Origin of the sequence: Candidatus Accumulibacter contiguus, from assembly GCF_012940005.1 — a bacterium.
Classification (GTDB): Bacteria; Pseudomonadota; Gammaproteobacteria; order Burkholderiales; family Rhodocyclaceae; genus Accumulibacter; species Accumulibacter contiguus.
Genome location: NZ_SPMX01000054.1, coordinates 25,332 through 42,833 on the forward strand (window position 1 = coordinate 25,332; position 17,502 = coordinate 42,833).

A 17,502-nucleotide genomic window follows, 5' to 3' on the forward strand; every position below is an offset into this window, starting at 1 on the left:
CGAAATCAGGCGGACCTGGGCAGGCAATCTCGATGCTGGGATAATGATCGCCGTGCGCCGCTTTCTACAAAAATATCTCCCTGAGCGCGAGGTCATTCACCGCAACCTCTACTTGCGACCGTTTCAGGCATCTCTGCTGCATCCGCGCTTGTGGCATCTCAATCGCCACTCGGCAGCCGGCGCGGTGGCGGTCGGACTGTTCTGCGGGCTGATTCCGGGGCCGCTGCAAATGATCGGAGCGGCAATCGGCGCGCTGATCCTGCGCGTCAATCTGCCACTGGCGTTATTGGTCACGCTGTACAGCAACCCATTGACCATCATCCCGCTCTACCTGCTGGCCTACCAGCTTGGCCGTCTGCTGACCGGCGACTCTACCGGCTTCATCGTTCCGCCGGAGTTCAGGATCACCGCCATCACCGGCTGGGCTGAGGAGGTGTGGCTCTGGATGTTCGCCGTCGGCAAACCATTGGCAGCGGGACTGGTCGCTCTCGCCATCATTCTCGCGGTCCTGGGCTATCTGGCGACCCAGGTCGCCTGGCGCCTGTACCTGGCCAACGCCAGGCGGCGCCGTAGATCCGGATCCTGGAAGCGCTGACCGCCGGACTGCTCAGTTGCCGATGTGCATCTGGTATTTGGCACCGTTGGCGAACGAACAAGTTCCGGCACCCTGATGCGGCGTGTTCATCTGATACTCACAGGACATGTACATGCCGCCAGAACTGAAGGCGCTCGCAACGCCGCGCTTTTCATCGTTCGATATGCGCGTCGCTTCTCCGCTCAGTACCTCGCCAAGATAGTTGACCACGAAGCGGCCCTTGCCGGTCATCATGTTGGTGACGCTGCCGCTGACGACACCGGTGGGGGTCGCCAGTTCATTGTTTGGATAGAGCCTGACCGTGAGCGTCGCTGGCGTGGCGCCTGCAGGCGGTGGCAGCGGCGTTCCTGCGGGTGGCAAGGGGTAAGATCTGTACTGAGCCGTGCCATCGGGCCCTGCCGCCGGCACCACGTAACAGGCAGAGGTGCTGACCGCCACAGCCAGGAACACGCTGCTCCGCCAGCCACAGAAGGATGTTCTTTTGCACATATTCATCTTCCTTTCATCGAGCGCTAATCGCCGCCCAGAGCTTGTGAAACAATCGGGACTGGAGCCTACAGATCAGTCTAAACGTACGTTTTAAATAACATTATAACGTCGTTTGTAGGCGTTTCCAGGAACTCTGCCATCGATGTCGCAGGATTGAATTGAAGGTTGATGAGCCTTGGGGTAGACTGGCACACAGGGTGATGTATCGGTAGTCAATACAATCGGGTGGCACTCACAGGAAGGATGGTCGGATGGAACGTATCGTCATCAAGCACCTTTCGGGCTCCAAAGCAAATCAGGAGATCAGCTTTCCCCTCGATCAAGTGCCGGAAATATCGCTCGGACGAGATGCCGCATCGACCGTTGCCTATGACATGGAACGTGACGATGCCGTCAGCCGCAACCATGCCAGGATCACTCGTGACCCCGCACAGAGCACGGTCTTCATCCTCACCGACCTCGGCAGCCGCAATGGTGTTTTCGTCAACCAGTCGAGGATCACCGGCAACACGGCGCTGCATCATGGGGACGTCGTGCAGCTTGGTGCCGGGGGCCCGGAATTCAGCTTCCAGATGGATCCGCCACCGGCACTCACTGCGAAGGCGACGCGCCAGATCGATCTGAGGCAGGCGGCACCTACCCGCGAGATTTCCCTGGGGCCGGCGGCGAATGCCGATGTACGACCGCAACGCGTCGTGCTCAGACACCTGACCGGCTCGAAGGCGAACCAGGAGGTCACTTTTCCGGTCGCACAAACCACGGAGATCAGCTTTGGTCGCGACCCTGCAGCCAGTGTGTCCTACGACGCCGAGCGTGACGATACGGTAAGCCGCAATCATGCGAAGATCGAGCGCGATTCCCAGCAGAAGGGCTTCACGCTGGTCGATCTCAACAGTCGCAATGGCGTGTTTGTCAATGGCGCGCGCATCCGCGACAGTGTCGCCTTGCACCATAATGACCTCATCCAGTTCGGAGCGGGAGGGCCCGAGCTTTCGTTCCAACTGGATCCGCCGCCTGCCGACGCCCTCCGGGCGACGCGTCAGTTCGACCCGCGCCAGGCGCCGCCGGCGCAGACCCGTGAGGCGACGGTGGCCCCGCTGGCGGCTGCAGCCGGCAGCGAAACAGCCGCGCCCTCCGCGACCATGGCAGGCACGCGCGGGGTAGGCAAGGAAACGGTGGAAAGGCTGATTACCGAGACCAGGGTGGAGTCGCGCAAGTCCATGGTCAACATCGTTGCGGCGTTGCTGGCTCTGGTGGCAGTGGTGGCTGGTGTGTTCGTCTTCATGGGCAGGGAAACGGACAAGAAGATCGAGGCCACGACATCGCAGGTTCAGGCGGCCAAATCGCAATCGGAAGCGACTGCGTCGACGGTCAAGGCGATGCAGAATGTAATGACGCCGAAGGAAATTGCTGCTGCGTATTCGGGGTCTACGGTGTACATCGAGGTGAACTGGAAGCTGATCGACCTGGCTTCTGGGCAACCGCTGTATCACCAATCCTGGGAGGGGAAGCCGGCCTATGTGCGGACGAACAAGGGGGATCTGGAGCCTGTGTTGACGCCACAGGCGCAGAAAAACGCTGCGCCGATTGGCGGCAGCCACTCTGGTTCGGGATTCGCCGTCACCGAGAACGGGTTCATCCTGACCAATCGCCATGTAGCTGCGCCCTGGAAAGCCTACCAGGTGTTACCAGCAGGAGTGCGACTCGAATTGAACCAGAAGAAGCAACTAATCGCCGTCGAAAATGTTCCACAGCACCGCTGGTATCCCGAGAGAAGCGTCTGGTCGCAGACGCCTCTCGGCGAGCAGAAACCCGTTGCCGGACGACATGACCGGCTGGAAGTGACTTTCGCCAACAACAAGCTGCGCATTCCCGCCAAACTCGCCCGCGTCTCGGACGAGCATGACGTGGCCTTGATCAAGGTGGACACGCCGGCAGCAGTCAAACCGACCGTACTCGCACCCGAGTCGAGCTACGAGGAGGTCAGGCCGGGCGATACGATCACCGTGCTGGGCTATCCCGGGGTCTCGCCCAAGGTATTCTTCGCCGGCAAATCGAAAGACATACTCGACCCAGGCGGAATGAATATTGTGGACATTCCGGTGCCGACCGTCACCCCAGGGGCCATCGGCAAGGTCATACGTGGTACGGTGACCACGACCAGCGGCGGCAAAGACGATTACTACAGTGCCTCGGATTCCTATCAACTGACGGCCAACGCCACCGGACCCGGTAACAGCGGCGGGCCAGTCTTCGACGATCGTGGGCGGGTAATCGGTCTCTTCTACGCCGGCAATCCGACCATCACCTTTGCGGTACCCATCAAGTTCGCCAAGGAACTGATGGAAGTCAAGGCCGTGCTCCAGTAGTTTTGCCTCCGGTGTCGGCGGCCCATACCATGCTCGCCAACGCAGCGATCGGCGAATATCGTCTGCTCGAATCGCTTGGTGCCGGGGGCATGGGCGAAGTGTACCGCGCGATACATTCCAGGATCGGGCGCGTCGTTGCAGTCAAGATTCTCTCGGGTGCCGAACCGGGACCAGGTCTGGCCGAGCGCTTCATCAACGAAGCGCGCATCCAGGCCGGGCTGCACCATCCGCACATTGCCGAACTCTATGATTTCGTCGAGTTCGATGGACGTCCCTGCATCATCATGGAGTATGTTGATGGCATTACCCTCCATGATCGGATACAGCGCGCTCGTGGCGGCATGCCGGCATCCGAAGCGCTGACTGTCTTTCGTGCCGTAGTCGAAGCCATTGCCTATCTGCACGGACGCGGCATTCTCCATCGGGACATCAAGTCCTCGAACATCAAGCTCAGTTCGAGTGGACAGGTCAAGCTGCTGGACTTTGGAATTGCCAAGGATCCCGGCAGCAAGCGCCTGACGATGGTCGGCGGTTGTGTCGGCACGATGGATTACCTGGCTCCCGAACAGATCCGGGGCAAGTCTGCGGATGCACGGGCAGATGTCTGGTCGCTGGGCGTCCTGTTCTACGAAATGCTGACCGCCAACATGCCGTTCGCCGCCGATTCGGTGGGTGTGCTCTGTGAACGCATTAGCCGCGCAGAGTACCGTACTCCGACTCTGGCCTCCCCGCTGTCCGCGGATCTGCAGCGCATCATCGGGCGCTGCCTGCGCAGCGATGCGGCCGAACGTTATCATGACGCCCGCGAACTGCTCGACGATCTCGGGCAGATCGGGCAATCGCCGCCGGCGCTGACTCCGGCGGCGGAGCGTGGATTTCGATCAGGCGGGTGGTCGACCTGGCGGGGAAACTGGCCTCTGATCGGCGCCGGGTTTTTGCTTGCTGGCGTGCTGTTTGTCGGGTTCTTCTGGAAGATGCGGCCGGAAACCGCGGTGGACGCTCCACCCAGGTCAAGCCTGGAGCATGCGGCGCCCGCCGGCTTGCCGGGTGCCGCGCTGCGGGTGGTGCGTATTGGAACGATCGACGGGCCTGCAGATATCTACGAAGAAGGCAAACTGCTTGGCACGACGGCAAGGGTGTTCGAGAAGCCGTATCCGGTAGGGGCCCATGTCGCATTGATGCTCAAGCGAGAAGGACATGAAGATGAGCGAGTGGAGTTCGAGGTTCGCCAGAGCGGTAACGAGTTTCTGGCCTGGCAGCTCCGACCGAAAGGGCGACAGTGATTCGTCGATGAGTGAAGCGCCTGTGTACTATACCATCGAGACCTGCATGGCCACGGACATCGGTTGCGTGCGAACCAGCAACCAGGATTCGATCGCTTTCGTTTCTCCGGGCGACCCCGAGGAACTCAGGAGGCGGGGTGTGCTGGCGGTAGTGGCAGATGGCATGGGTGGGCACAATGGCGGCGAGGTGGCGAGCAGGGTTGCGGTGGAAACGATCTGCCGTCGATATTTCGCAAGCCATGATGACGACCCTCTGCGTGCCATCGAGCAGGCGCTACTCGAGGCAAATGCCGCGATCTTTCGCTACGCCGAGGCCGATCGAGCACTCTCGGGGATGGGAACCACGGCAACGGTGCTGGCCTTGATCGGTCGGCGCATGTGCTTTGGGCATGTGGGTGACAGCCGGCTCTACCGTTGCTCGGATGGCCAGCTCACGCAATTGACCAAGGATGACACCCTCGTGGAACAGATGGTGAACGAAGGGCTGATCACGGCCGAACAAGCACGCTACCACCCCGAGCGCAATATCCTGTTGCGATCTCTGGGGACGCATCCGGATCTGCGTGTTACAGCCGAGGGCGGCGACCCGCCACAGCTTGGCGACACCTTCGTACTCTGCTCGGATGGCCTGTACGACAGTGTCGAAGCGCGCGAGATTGCCGAGGTGGTGGAAGCGTGCGACCCACAGGATGCCTGTCGGCGGCTGATCGAACTGGCGCGCGAGCGGGGCGGCAGCGACAACATTTCCGTCGGCGTCATTGCCGTTCGGCCTCCCGAGGCCGAGGAGAGGCCGATACCGGTGACGCGTGAGATGATCCTGGACCCGGCGGAGGGCAGGTAATGGGCAATCTCATCGGTGATTTCGAACTCGTCGCCAAGATTGGCGAAGGGGGTATGGGCGAGGTCTTCAAGGGCCGCGACACGATGCTTGAGCGAGATGTCGCGATCAAGTCACTGCGCCCGGAATTTGCTGCGCGCGCGGATATCCTTGAACGTTTTCGAACCGAGGCGGTGGCTCTGGCCCGCCTCAATCACCCGAACATCGCCGGCGTCTATCGGTTTTTCCGTCATGCTGACCAGTACTACATGGTCATGGAATTTGTCGCCGGCGAAACGCTGGACCAACTCGTCGCCCGACGCGGCGCGTTACCCTGGGAGGAAGCGATACGCTACGCAATCGCCGCACTGAGTGGTCTTGAGCACGCGCACCGTGCCGGCGTGGTACACCGCGACATCAAGCCCGCGAACATGATGGTGGCAGTGGACGGGTCGCTGAAGTTGATGGATTTCGGCATTGCACGAATCCTCGAGAAGATGCGCCTGACGCGTAGCGGTCATCTGATCGGAACGCTCGAGTACATGTCGCCCGAACAGGTTCAGGGCAGGGATGTGGACGCCCGCTCGGATCTGTACTCGCTGGCCGTGGTTCTTTTCGAACTGCTGACCGGGCGTGTCCCGTTCTCGAAGGGGACCGACTTTGAAATCATGAAGGCGCAGCTCGAGGAGCCGCCGCCGCCACTGCGCCAGTTTGCCGGCGGCGTGCCGGTAGTGCTTGAGGGCATCCTGTCGCAAGCGCTGGCCAAGGATCCGGCGCAGCGCTTCCCGGATGCCGGCGCGTTTCGCCGGGCGCTGGAGGGAGCGCTGTTCAATGACGTTCCGATGCCCGACACGCTGCCCCGTCTGGTTCCCACGACGCGCCTGTTCACCCCGCAGGATGCCACTTCCGCCGCCGCAGACGCCGGCAGAACTGCCGGCGTCGCGGAGCCAGCGCTGGCTCGGATCTCGGCCGATGCCGCCAAGGGAAGCATACGCGCATCGCCAGGGCAGGTGCTCTGGAAAAAGTACCCAGGCATCGTGGCCCTGTTTGTTGCGCTGTTGGTGCTGGGTGCTCTGGCTTGGTGGAGCAGCAGCAAGAAGAGTCCAGTGACACCGGCCGAGGTGTCTGGCGAGCTGGCACAGAAACCCCCGGTGGCTGTAACGCCTGCGGCTTCGCCGCCGCGTGGCGAGTCCCCAGCTGCCGCCCTGAGCGCACCAACGCTGCGCGATCCAGTGCTGCCGGCGAGTGCCCCACTATCCGTCCCGGCTGCTCCGGGCAGTCCGGCAGAGGTCCCGCCTTCTTCAATCCCGGCGCCGCTAGCAGGTCCTGTTGCTGGTCCCGCGCCCGTCAGTCGCGAACGAGCCAGTTCTGGTTCGGGAGAAAAGGTCGCAGTCAAGTCGAGGGTAAGGGAAGCGCCTTCTCCACAGCCCAGCGTCCGCAGCGACCCAAACCCGCCGGTCGTCAAGCGTGACGATTCCGGTTCGGCGGGCGGATGGACCATACGAAAATGATCAATGCCTTCCGAACCACCTCGCGGTTGCGCGCTCTGCTGCTCAGTTTCGGCACGCTCCTGCTGGTCGCCTGTGCCACCGGTCAGGGTTCCTCCCCGGTCGGCGCCATTCAGTCCTGGTTCTCGCGTATGGAGAAAGGCACGCGCCAGCCCGGTGAAAAGCTCGTCAGCCCTGCCGATGTCGTCTGGAAGGAACGCAACTGCGCCAGGCTGCAACGTCCCTATATCGACATCGACTTGAACGAGGTCCTGCCATCTCGTGTCACCGCTGGGGAAGAGTTCAATCACCGCATGATCTATTCGATGTGTCCGATACGCACTGCGGAAGTGGTGGTGGGGGACCTTTCCCGTCGCATCCTCTTCAAGGGCAATACGGTTTTCGAAGATGTTTCGCGTCGCTTCGAGATCAGACCCGGAAAGTGGCAGCTCGATGCCTTCATCGGTATACCGGCAGCGGCCCCAGCCGGTGCCTATTCCCTGGAAGTCGCTTTTTCGAGTAGCACATTGCGCTTCCAGCGCAGCGCGAGTCTGGTGGTCATCCGGCCCTAGCCGGCGGCTCAGGCGCGTCCGAGTTGCAGCGCGAAGGTCTTGATTCCCCGCAACATCATTTCAATCGACATCGCCACCAGCACCAGTCCCATCAGACGCTCCAGCGCCACCACGAAACGATCGCCGGCGACGCGCTGAATGCGTTCGGCGAGCACCAGGATGATGGCGCTGATCGCCATGGTGATGCTCAGTGCGCCGATCCATTCCATGCGCCGGTCGGGCGCCTGCGAGACCAGCAACAGGACGGTGGCCAGCGCCGAGGGCCCGGCAATCGCCGGAATGGCCAGAGGCACGATCAGCGGTTCACCCGCGGGGTCGGGGGTGTCCGCACTGGGTGGTGGAAAAATCATGCGCAGCGCAATCAGAAACAGGATCACGCCGCCGCCGATCTGCAGCGACAGCTCGCTCAAGTTCATCAGCCGCAGAAAACCCTCACCGATGAACATGAAGGTCAGCAGCAGAATGAAGGCAATCAATACCTCACGCAGAATCACCCGTGATCGACGTTCCGGCGCCACGTGTCGGAGCGCATTGGCAAAGATCGGGATGTTGCCGATCGGGTCGGTGATCAGAATCAGCAGGATCGTGGCCGAGGCAAAGGTGTAATTCATGACTCAGGAGTTCCCGTGGAGCACGCCGCTGGCAGCAGTGGATGGGGGGGGGTGAAATCGGCAGGACTGCATCAGCACGGCTGCGCATCCGCGCAGAATAGCAGGCCTGCGCCAGTTCGCCCACAGGGCAATCGCTTACACGGATAGCATGATGTCTTCGCTCGCCGTCGCCGAGAAAGCGAGACTGATCAAGGATTCGCGGTAATCCTGATGCCGGTCGGCGTGAACGCGTCGGCGGCGCAAACCCATCTTCGAATCCTCATCCTTGCGCAAGGTCGCCAAGTCGAACTTGCGCAGAACGGAGAAGTTCCGCGCTGAGTGACCTTTGCGGGCACGGCAGTGATCCTCGCGGAAGACCACATCGAGTGTCCAGTGCAAACCGTTCTCGATGCCCCAATGGTTGCGAGACGCATTGGCGAACATGGCGACGGTCTGGACGCCGCTGGAACCAATGGCGTAACGATGCTCGGTATGGACGGTATTGCCGATTTCCCGCACCGACTCGATCATGCCCACACCCCCGAGTTTCTTCCACGCCTGGCGCATCGGCTTGTCCATCCAGGAGACGTCATGGATCCACGTGTAGCGGCGTGTCTCGATCCGGCCGTGATCCTTCTCGATTTCCTCAAAACGCTGAACGTTCAGGCGACCAAAGCCGGCCTGGTTGCCCTCCTCAAAAAAACTCCCGAATCGCTTCGGCCAAGTTCTTCTGGTTGTCTTTGACCTGCAGGACGTAATCCCCACCCCCGGTCGACGATCTTCTCCGCCACCTCGGTTTGGCAACCCAGAGCATCTGTTGTGGCAATACATCCTTTTAATATGAGTACCTCAAGCAAGTTCTTGAGCCCCGCCAACTCGTGTCCCTTGCCGCAAGTTCCCTCCTGCGCCAGACAAAGGCCACTTCCTACCGCGTAGGCCGTCACCCTATGGAGGAGTTCATTGCTTCCTTTCTTCCCCGAACCACGCAAGGTCTTCCCGTCGAAAGCGACCACTCCTTCCACGACACCGACCAATCCCGCGACCCATTGCCGAAAGCGCTCCTCAAATACGCTCCCATCCAGCACCCGAAAGATATCGCCAAACGTGTCATGGGAGGGCGTCCCTCCCTTCAGAGCCCAACCAAATTGCTCCCGCAACCACTCTTGTCGATCCCGACACCAGTCTGCGACCTCCGCCCAGTTGTCGGCGCCACACAGAGTCGCGCAAACCGCCATCACCACCGTTTCCATCAAGACGTAGCGCTTGGCCGGACCTCGACGTTTGTCCGGCAATCCCGAAAACGTTTCTACAAGCGTCATCAAACCGCCCTCCGAAAAGGAGAGAGTAGACCCCATTGCTATTTGCAAATCAATACTATGGCATAAATGCATGATAGTAAAAGAATATTCTCAGCTGCGTACGACATCTGCGTAAGCGATTGCCCTGAGTTCGCCCATTCCGCTGCCGATTTGTTAGCATCGCTACTTCAAATCGGGAAGGAAGGGCATGCACAACATCGAAGAGCCCGTCGCAGGGCGGCGCAAGGGGTATGGGCAGCGCCAGGGCCGACGGGTCGATGCCGGACGGCGTGACGCCGTCGCGAAGCTTCTCGCCGACTTGCCCCTGCGCCGCGACCTGTTGCTGGAACATCTGCATCGATTGCAGGACGAGCACGCCTGCCTGCGCTCGGGAGACCTCCTGGCGCTGGCCGATCTGCTGCGGATTGGCGTCGCCGAAGTCTATGAGACGGCCACTTTCTACGCTCACTTCGATCTTTGTGACGATGGCGATCCAGCGCCGGCGCTTGCGGTCCGGGTTTGCGACGGCCTCGCTTGCCGACTGCAGGGTGCGCTGCAATTGACGGCGTCGCTGCGCGAGTTGCTCCCGCCGGTGCGTGCCAGGGTTCTCCGGGCACCCTGCATGGGTCGCTGCGACCTCGCACCCGTGGTCCAGGTCGGCAAGCGCCATGCCGATCGGGCGAGCACTGCAGAGGTGCTCGCCCTGATCGAGGCCGCGGTCCTGACACCGCTCCCGGTCGCCAGCGAGAGTTTCGACGCCTACCGCGCACGCGGCGGCTACCAGCAGCTGCAGGCGCTGCGCAACGGCGTGTTGCCGACCGAAACGCTACTTGACGAAGTCGAAGTGGCGGGGCTGCGCGGGATGGGCGGCGCCGGCTTTCCGAGCGCTCGAAAATGGCGACTGGTCAGCAAGGCGCCGGCACCACGCTACCTGGTCTGCAACGCCGATGAGGGCGAACCGGGAACTTTCAAGGACCGCCTGATCCTGGAACAGCAGCCACACCAGTTCCTCGAAGGGCTGCTGCTGGCGGCCAGTTGCATTGGCGCTGCCCGTTGCTGGATCTACCTGCGCGACGAATACCCTGCCGCGCACGCCATACTGACCCGCGAGATCGCCTTGCTCGAACGGCTGAAACTTGTCGAAGCGGGCTTCATCGAATTACGCCGCGGCGCCGGCGCCTATATCTGCGGCGAGGAGTCGGCGCTGCTCGAGTCGATCGAGGGCAAACGCGGCTACCCGAGACAGCGTCCGCCCTACGTCGCCGAGGCCGGACTTTTCGGGCGACCAACCTTGGTCAACAACGTCGAGACGCTGGCGCTGGTACCGGGAATTGTCGCCGGCGGAGGCGCCCGCTTCGCTGCGCTGGGCAGTGAGGGTTTTGCTGGTCTGCGCAGTTACTCGGTCTCTGGCCGGGTGCGCGAGCCAGGGGTAAAGCAGGCGCCGGCGGGAATCAGCGCGCGCCGCCTGATCGACGACTACTGCGGCGGCATGGCCGAGGGTCATCAACTGCTGGCCTACTTGCCCGGCGGTGCCTCGGGAGGGATTCTGCCGGCGAGCATGGCCGATCTGCCGTTGCAGTTCGGCGAACTCGAGAAGGTCGGCTGCCTGATCGGTTCGGCGGCAGTAATCGTCCTCTCCGACCACGACGACCTGCGCGCTGCGGTGCAGGCGCTGCTCGAGTTCTTCGCTGACGAGAGTTGCGGCCAATGCACGCCCTGCCGGGTCGGCACCGAAAAGATGCTGGCCTTGTTCTGTGTACCCGAACCGGACCTGGAACTGCTCAAGGAACTGGCCACGGTGATGCGCGATGCGTCGATCTGCGGCCTCGGCCAGGCGGCGCCGAATCCGCTCATTACCGCGTTGCGCTATCTGCCACAGCACCTGATGACCGGCCACGGCGATGACTGAGACCGGATCGGCAGAGCTTCGCTTCGTTCTCGATGGCCGCCCGTTGACGGCGCTGCCCGGCGAAACCATCTGGCAGGCAGCGCGGCGTGCCGGCACGACGATTCCTCACCTGTGTACGCGCACAGCGCCAGACTATCAGCCGGGCAACAACTGCCGCGCCTGCATGGTCGAGATCGACGGCGAGCGAAATCTCGCCCCCAGTTGCAGCCGCAAGGTCAGCGAGGGGATGCAGGTGCGCAGCGACACTTCCGAGCGTGCCCGGCAAAGCCGGCGCATGGTGATCGAACTGCTGCTCACCGAACAGCCGCCACGCGCGCAGGCGTACGACCGTAACTCGGCGTTCTGGTACTGGGCCGGGCAGTCGGGTGTGCATGCCAGCCGCTTTCCGCAACGCACAAGAGTTGCCCGCGCCGACCGCAGCCACCCGGCGATGAGCGTGCGGCTCGACGCCTGCATCCATTGCCAGCTCTGTCTGCAGGCTTGCCGCGACATCCAGGCCAACGACGTGATCGGCATGGCCGGTCGCGGCGCAGCGGCGAGGATCGTTTTCGATCTCGACGACCCGATGGGCCGATCGAGCTGTGTCGGCTGCGGTGAATGCGTGCAGGCCTGCCCGACCGGCGCACTGCTGCCGACAGCGATGCTTGCCGACGATGGCAGCGGCCTGCTCGGGGCAGGCGAGACCGTCGACCGCGTCGTTCCCAGCGTCTGTCCTTACTGTGGCGTCGGCTGCCAGGTCGACTATCAGATTCGCAAGGATCGGATCATCGCCGTCAGCGGCCGCAACGGGCCGGCCAATCGGGAGCGCCTGTGTGTCAAGGGGCGCTTCGGCTTCGACTATGTGCACTCGCCACAGCGCTTGCTGAAACCCCTGATCCGCCGCGAAGACGCGCCCAAGGTCGCCGACGCAGCTTTCGACCCGGCCAGGCCCGGCACACATTTTCGTGAAGCGAGCTGGGAAGAGGCGCTGCTGCGGGCCGCGTCGGGGCTGCGGTCGATTCGCCAGCAACACGGTGGCGGCGCACTCGCCGGTTTTGGTTCGGCCAAGTGCAGCAACGAGGAAGCCTACCTGTTCCAGAAGCTGGTACGTACTGGTTTCGGCACCAACAATGTCGACCACTGCACTCGCCTCTGTCATGCCTCGTCGGTCGCGGCCTTGATCGAAGGCGTCGGTTCCGGCGCGGTATCGGCATCGTTCATGCAGATCGACCACGCCGAGGTGGCGATCCTGATCGGCTGCAATCCGGAATCCAACCACCCGGTCGCATCGACCTTCTTCAAGCGCGCCGCACGCCAGGGCACCCGCCTGATCGTCATCGACCCGCGCCGCCATGGTCTGGCGCGCTTTGCCGACAAGACGCTGCAGTTCCGGCCCGGGACCGATGTCGCGCTGCTCAACGCGCTGCTGCACACGATCATCGACGAGGGCTTGTTCGACCCGGCGTATATCGCCCGCCATACCAGCGGCTTTGCCGAGATGCGCACGCACCTTGCCGCTTTCAGCCCGGAAGCGATGGCCGCAGTCTGCGGCATCATGGCCAGCGAAATCCGCGCGGTGGCGCGACTCTACGCCCGATCGAAAGCGTCGATGATCTTCTGGGGGATGGGGATTTCGCAACACGCGCATGGCACCGACAACGCGCGTTGCCTGATTGCTCTGGCGCTGATGACCGGACACATCGGCCGTCCCGGCACCGGTCTGCATCCGCTGCGCGGGCAGAACAACGTCCAGGGCGCATCGGACGCCGGTCTGATCCCGATGGTCCTGCCTGACTACCTGCCGATCTCGGTGGCCGCCAATCGCCGACGTTTCGAACAGCTCTGGAACACCACTCTCGATCCACGGCCGGGGCTGACAGTGGTCGAGATCATCAACGCCGCTGCCGCCGGCGACATCCGCGGCATGTACATCCTTGGAGAAAATCCGGCGATGTCCGACCCGGACCTCGGGCATGCGCGGCAAGCGCTGGCGTCTCTCGAACATCTGGTGGTGCAGGACCTGTTTCTCACCGAAACCGCAATCTACGCCGACGTCGTCCTGCCGGCTTCGGCCTGGCCGGAGAAGGAGGGCAGCGTGACCAACACCAATCGCCAGGTGCAGCTCGGTCGGCAGGCGCTGCCCTTGCCCGGCGATACCCGGCCCGATTGGTGGATCATCCAGGAGCTGGCACGCCGGCTCGGCCTCGACTGGCGCTACGACAGCCCAACGGCGATTTATTCCGAGATGCGCATGGCGATGCCCTCGCTGGCCAACATCAGACGCGAGCGTCTCGTGCGCGAGGGTTCGGTGAGCTACCCCTGCGCCGGCGACGACGTGCCGGGTGCCGACGTCGTTTTCGAGAATGGTTTCCCGACGCCCAGTGGTCGTGCCGGCTTCGTTCCCGCCGCCCTGCTGCCACCCGACGAACAGCCGTCCGAGGAGTATCCGCTGATCTTGTCAACCGGGCGCCTGCTGGAGCATTGGCATACCGGCGCGATGAGCAGACGCAGCGCCACGCTCGACGCACTCGAACCCGAAGCGGTGGTGACCGTCAGTGACGAAGACCTGCGTCGGCTGGGACTTGCCGACGGCGAGCGTGTCCGCCTGAGCACCCGGCGCGGTGCAATCGAAGCCACGGCCCGCGCCGATCCGGCCGTCGCGCCCGGATCGTTGTGGCTGCCATTCTGCTTCCACGAAGCCGCCGCCAACCGCCTGACCAACCCGGTACTCGACCCCTTCGGCAAGATTCCCGAATTCAAGTACTGTGCGGTACGCCTGGAGCGTGCCTGAATGAGCACCTTCGCACTGGCGCCCGACCCCGACGATCCGGAACTCACACGCAAGGTCGAAGGCTGCGACCACCGCGGCCAGGCGGTGGCGCTGAGTGTCGTCGTCGAGCGACCGCTGACCCTGTATCTGAACGGTACCGAGGTGGTCACGCTGATGACCATCGGCGACCACCCCGAGCTGCTGGCCCTGGGCTTTCTCCTCAACCAGAACATGCTTGCCGGCGACGATGCGGTCACCGCCGTGGATTATGACGGCGACCTTGACGTGGTCGTCGTTCGCACGCGCAGCGAGTCGAGCTACGAACAGAAGCTGCAGCGCAAGATTCGCACCTCGGGCTGCGCGCAGGGGACGATCTTTGGCGACATCATGGAGCGCTTCGACGACATCCGCCTCGACACTGCCGCCGAGGTACGCTGCTCATGGCTGCAGAGCCTGTTCCTGCAGATTGGCCGGCAACCGAGCCTGTACCAGAAGGCCGGCGCGATTCACGGTTGCGTCCTCTGCGAGCGTGACCGCCCACTCGTCTATATGGAGGATGTCGGACGGCACAATGCCGTCGACAAGATCGCTGGCTACATGCACCGCCACGGTCTCGGCGGCCGCGACAAGATCTTCTACACCACCGGACGCCTGACCAGCGAAATGGTGATCAAGACGGTTCAGATGGAGATCCCGATCCTGGTGTCGCGATCGGGTTTCACGGCCTGGGGCGTGGACCTTGCCCGGCGCGCCGGACTGACGCTGATCGGGCGCGCCAGGGGGCAGCGCTTCATCGTCCTGTCCGGCGGCGAAAGGCTGGTCTACGACCTCGATTTCGCCAAGGCAGCGGCCGACGATGGCCTCGATCCGCGGGAACAAGGCAGAAGCAAGCGATCCGGGGAAAAATCGGCAGATTCGGCGCCATGACGCCATGCATTCCCAGGCTTGTGCTCGTGCCGCCAGCAGTGCCGCCAGTGCAAGTATTGCGCTGGATCAATATACGGTCGCTCATTCCAGTGTGAAATCACGACACTGACGGTGCAAAACGCCGAAGCACCGACATATTGAGGACAGACACATGGCCGAAATCCAGTTCGCCAAAAACTTCAACGACCTGTCACACGCTCAGGGTGTCGATGCAGGCTTCCAGTTCGAGTTCTACTGCGAGCGCTGCTCAGATACCTGGCGCTCGGAGTTCGCTCCCTATCGCAGCGGCCAGGCTTCAGGCTGGGTCGGCAAGGCCGCGAGCATTTTCGGCGGAGTCCTCGGCAGCGTCGGTTCGGCGATCGATGGACTCGCGCAACATGGTTTCGGCGAGGCCCGCGATGGCGAATTCCGGCGCGCGATCGAGCAGGCCAAGGCGCATTTTCACCGCTGCGGCAAGTGTCACGCCTACGTCTGCGACCGTTGCTTCAACTCCGCTAGCGGCCTCTGCTACAACTGCGCGCCGGACGTCGAGGTAGAGATCGAGGCCGCGCGCAATCAGGGCGAGGTCCAGGGTGCGACGGAGAACGCGGTTGCCGAAGGTGTCCGCCGCGGCAGCCAGCGCGAAGTCGGGCGAGGTCGGCAACTCGTCTGTCCGGCCTGCGGAGCAGAAACGCACGCTGCGAAGTTCTGCCCCGACTGCGGCCAGCGCCTTGGCGTCCCTGGTGTGTGCGCATGTGGAACGAGGATCCCAGCGGGCGCGAAGTTCTGCCCCGAATGCGGTGCCAGGACGAGCGGCTGAGTCTGTTGCATCCGCTTGGCGGCGTTCGACCTCGCACCGGCCGAAAAGGATCTGCCAGACATGCCGTACACCCTTCTTCCCTCCCTCTTGGTGCGCTGGGCGATTGTGGCGGTGCTGTCCCTCTCCGTCTGCATGCCCGTCGTGCACGCCGAGTCCGGCGAACCGGGGCTTTTCGAGGCCCTCGGCAAGCTTCCGAAATCGGCCACTCCCCCCACCGAGCCTGCTCCGCTCGCCGAGTCCTCCCCAGCCCCTGCGCGCACCGTTGCCGTGCCCGTGCAAGAGCGCCGCGTTGCCCTGGTGATGGGAAACAATGCCTATCAGCACGTTAATGCTGTCTTCCTCCCTACACCTCGTTGTCAGGAGATCCGATCATCATGAAACTCCCAGGCTCCAACAAGAAATTGCAGGTGCTGATCCTGGCAGCCGAAGCCAATGACCCGCAGGCCCAGTACGATCTGGGCGTAGCCTATGAATACGGCGAATTCGATGTCATCGATCTTGCCCAAGCCATGTGCTGGATCAGAAGATCGGCAGAGAACGGCCATGTACACGCGCAATTCAAGCTTGCCTGCTATTACGAAAGCGGATTGGTAGGGCAGCCGGATGATTCCGCTGCCTATCTCTGGACGGAAAAGGCGGCTCAGCAGGGCCTGGTACACGCGCAGAAACAGTTAAGCAGCTTGTTGTCGCTGGGTCGTGGTGTGGCGCGGGATTTCCATCGAGCCGCCTATTGGGAGAAGGAGTTTCTCACCCAGGAGGCGGCCAATGGCGAAGCTGCGGCGATGCACCACCTGGGCAACTTCTGGCTGGAGGGCAAGCCGGGATTCCCCCGGAATACCGAGCAGGCGCTGCGCTGGTATGCAGAAGCCGCCGCGCGCGGTCATCGTGATGCCATGTTGCGCCTGGCTTCCCTGCTGGAAAAGGGGGAGGCTGTGGCACGCGACGAGGAGCAGGCGATCGAGTGGTACGAACGTGCCGGCGGCGAAGGCGTTCCTGCCGCTGCCAGGCTCAGGAATCTCGTTCGGCTGAGAGTCTTGTCTGATCAGGGAGATGCCGATGCCAAGTACCAGCTTGGCGATCTGCTCGGCAGCGATAGTGATGAAGGCCGTGACTTCCTGCAGCAGGCAGCGCAGATGGGGCAACGAGACGCCGCGCGGCACTTGTTCGAGTACTACCGTTCCCTCGATGACGGTAGAGGCATCCCCAGCGCGGGCCGCCAGTGGATCGAACTGGCGGCGGATCTGGGCATCCCCGAGGCTGCACAATGTTTGGGGAAAGCAACAGAGCCTCAGGAGTGGGGTGCGAACGAAAGTGTTGGGCGAGTCCCGCTCTGATAATTGTCAGCGACGTGAGCAAACGTAAGGAAATTAGCGGAGAGTTGCGATAGAGTAGGGAACCCATCCACGGAGAGAAGCCATGCCTAAGATTTCCCACATCGAACCTTGCGATTCCAGAGACTTGGTGGCCCGTTTGGAGGCTAATCCAAAGATACTGGCGAAAGTGCTAGAGATGCTGGAGTTGGTGGAGAACGCCGAAGGGGATCTGCGTCGGGCCGATGAAGCCGAGCGCCGCGTGATAGAAATTCTCCGCGGGACGGGCCAGGAGATTCTGACGGGAT

The 17,502-nt window shown here is 62.6% G+C and carries 17 protein-coding genes; 13 read left to right on the forward strand and 4 right to left on the reverse strand.

All coding sequences use genetic code 11. The annotated features are described in order from the left end of the window. The first annotated feature begins 52 nt into the window (after positions 1–52). Positions 53–595, forward strand: coding sequence for a DUF2062 domain-containing protein (locus tag E4Q08_RS16810; protein ID WP_169071220.1), 543 nt, complete (start codon positions 53–55; stop codon positions 593–595). 12 nt (positions 596–607) lie between these two features. On the opposite strand, the gene E4Q08_RS16815 is transcribed toward E4Q08_RS16810, so the two are convergent. Beyond that, on the reverse strand, positions 608–1,084 hold the full coding sequence (locus E4Q08_RS16815) for a hypothetical protein (RefSeq protein ID WP_034913434.1): 477 nt from the start codon (positions 1,082–1,084) through the stop codon (positions 608–610). Between the two features lie 251 nt (positions 1,085–1,335). Here E4Q08_RS16815 and E4Q08_RS16820 point away from each other — a divergent pair, with 251 nt between their 5' ends. From E4Q08_RS16820 to E4Q08_RS16840, 5 genes are read left to right on the forward strand one after another with little or no spacing between them, the layout of a single operon-like run. Continuing rightward, positions 1,336–3,453 (forward strand): FHA domain-containing protein, encoded by a 2,118-nt coding sequence (locus E4Q08_RS16820; protein ID WP_169071221.1) that lies wholly within the window; start codon positions 1,336–1,338, stop codon positions 3,451–3,453. 29 nt (positions 3,454–3,482) lie between these two features. After that, the gene (locus tag E4Q08_RS16825; protein ID WP_169071222.1) at positions 3,483–4,736 is read left to right on the forward strand and encodes a serine/threonine-protein kinase; all 1,254 of its coding nucleotides are present in this window, start codon (positions 3,483–3,485) and stop codon (positions 4,734–4,736) included. A gap of 7 nt (positions 4,737–4,743) precedes the next feature. Further along, on the forward strand, positions 4,744–5,577 hold the full coding sequence (locus tag E4Q08_RS16830) for a Stp1/IreP family PP2C-type Ser/Thr phosphatase (RefSeq protein ID WP_169071223.1): 834 nt from the start codon (positions 4,744–4,746) through the stop codon (positions 5,575–5,577). After that, complete coding sequence (locus tag E4Q08_RS16835; protein WP_169071224.1) at positions 5,577–7,064, forward strand: serine/threonine-protein kinase; 1,488 nt, start codon at positions 5,577–5,579, stop codon at positions 7,062–7,064. The genes E4Q08_RS16830 and E4Q08_RS16835 overlap by 1 nt, the downstream gene beginning before the upstream one ends. Beyond that, positions 7,061–7,612 carry a hypothetical protein gene (locus E4Q08_RS16840; protein ID WP_169071225.1) on the forward strand — a complete coding sequence of 184 codons (552 nt, stop codon included), beginning with the start codon at positions 7,061–7,063 and terminating at the stop codon, positions 7,610–7,612. The genes E4Q08_RS16835 and E4Q08_RS16840 overlap by 4 nt, the downstream gene beginning before the upstream one ends. A gap of 8 nt (positions 7,613–7,620) precedes the next feature. Here E4Q08_RS16840 and E4Q08_RS16845 read toward each other — a convergent pair whose 3' ends face one another. The 3 genes from E4Q08_RS16845 to E4Q08_RS25335 all read right to left on the reverse strand — a co-directional run bounded on the left by E4Q08_RS16845 (position 7,621) and on the right by E4Q08_RS25335 (position 9,521). Continuing rightward, entirely contained in the window at positions 7,621–8,223 is a 603-nt protein-coding gene (locus E4Q08_RS16845) for a MarC family protein (RefSeq protein WP_034909841.1), read from the reverse strand. A gap of 135 nt (positions 8,224–8,358) precedes the next feature. After that, on the reverse strand, positions 8,359–8,967 hold the full coding sequence (locus E4Q08_RS25330; RefSeq protein WP_169071226.1) for an ISAs1 family transposase: 609 nt from the start codon (positions 8,965–8,967) through the stop codon (positions 8,359–8,361). After that, the gene (locus E4Q08_RS25335; RefSeq protein ID WP_252396616.1) at positions 8,865–9,521 is read right to left on the reverse strand and encodes an ISAs1 family transposase; all 657 of its coding nucleotides are present in this window, start codon (positions 9,519–9,521) and stop codon (positions 8,865–8,867) included. Before E4Q08_RS25335 ends, E4Q08_RS25330 begins: the two co-directional genes overlap by 103 nt. 187 nt (positions 9,522–9,708) lie before the next feature. Between E4Q08_RS25335 and E4Q08_RS16860 the strand changes: the two genes are divergently transcribed. From E4Q08_RS16860 to E4Q08_RS16890, 7 genes are all read left to right on the forward strand, one after another. Beyond that, a complete protein-coding gene (locus E4Q08_RS16860) occupies positions 9,709–11,409 on the forward strand; it encodes an NAD(P)H-dependent oxidoreductase subunit E (protein ID WP_169071228.1) in 1,701 nt (566 codons plus the stop codon). After that, the gene (gene fdhF, locus E4Q08_RS16865; protein WP_169071229.1) at positions 11,402–14,179 is read left to right on the forward strand and encodes a formate dehydrogenase subunit alpha; all 2,778 of its coding nucleotides are present in this window, start codon (positions 11,402–11,404) and stop codon (positions 14,177–14,179) included. The genes E4Q08_RS16860 and fdhF overlap by 8 nt, the downstream gene beginning before the upstream one ends. Further along, positions 14,180–15,085: a formate dehydrogenase accessory sulfurtransferase FdhD gene (fdhD, locus tag E4Q08_RS16870; protein WP_034910307.1), complete on the forward strand. Its 906-nt coding sequence runs from the start codon at positions 14,180–14,182 to the stop codon at positions 15,083–15,085. Between the two features lie 151 nt (positions 15,086–15,236). Next, on the forward strand, positions 15,237–15,884 hold the full coding sequence (locus tag E4Q08_RS16875; RefSeq protein WP_034910309.1) for a zinc ribbon domain-containing protein: 648 nt from the start codon (positions 15,237–15,239) through the stop codon (positions 15,882–15,884). Positions 15,885–15,899: 15 nt separating this feature from the next. Beyond that, complete coding sequence (locus E4Q08_RS16880) at positions 15,900–16,262, forward strand: hypothetical protein (RefSeq protein WP_169071230.1); 363 nt, start codon at positions 15,900–15,902, stop codon at positions 16,260–16,262. Continuing rightward, positions 16,259–17,218: a tetratricopeptide repeat protein gene (locus E4Q08_RS16885; protein WP_169071231.1), complete on the forward strand. Its 960-nt coding sequence runs from the start codon at positions 16,259–16,261 to the stop codon at positions 17,216–17,218. Before E4Q08_RS16880 ends, E4Q08_RS16885 begins: the two co-directional genes overlap by 4 nt. An 82-nt stretch (positions 17,219–17,300) precedes the next feature. Then, positions 17,301–17,502: hypothetical protein (locus E4Q08_RS16890; RefSeq protein ID WP_372703758.1), on the forward strand; the 202-nt coding region annotated here is incomplete at its 3' end.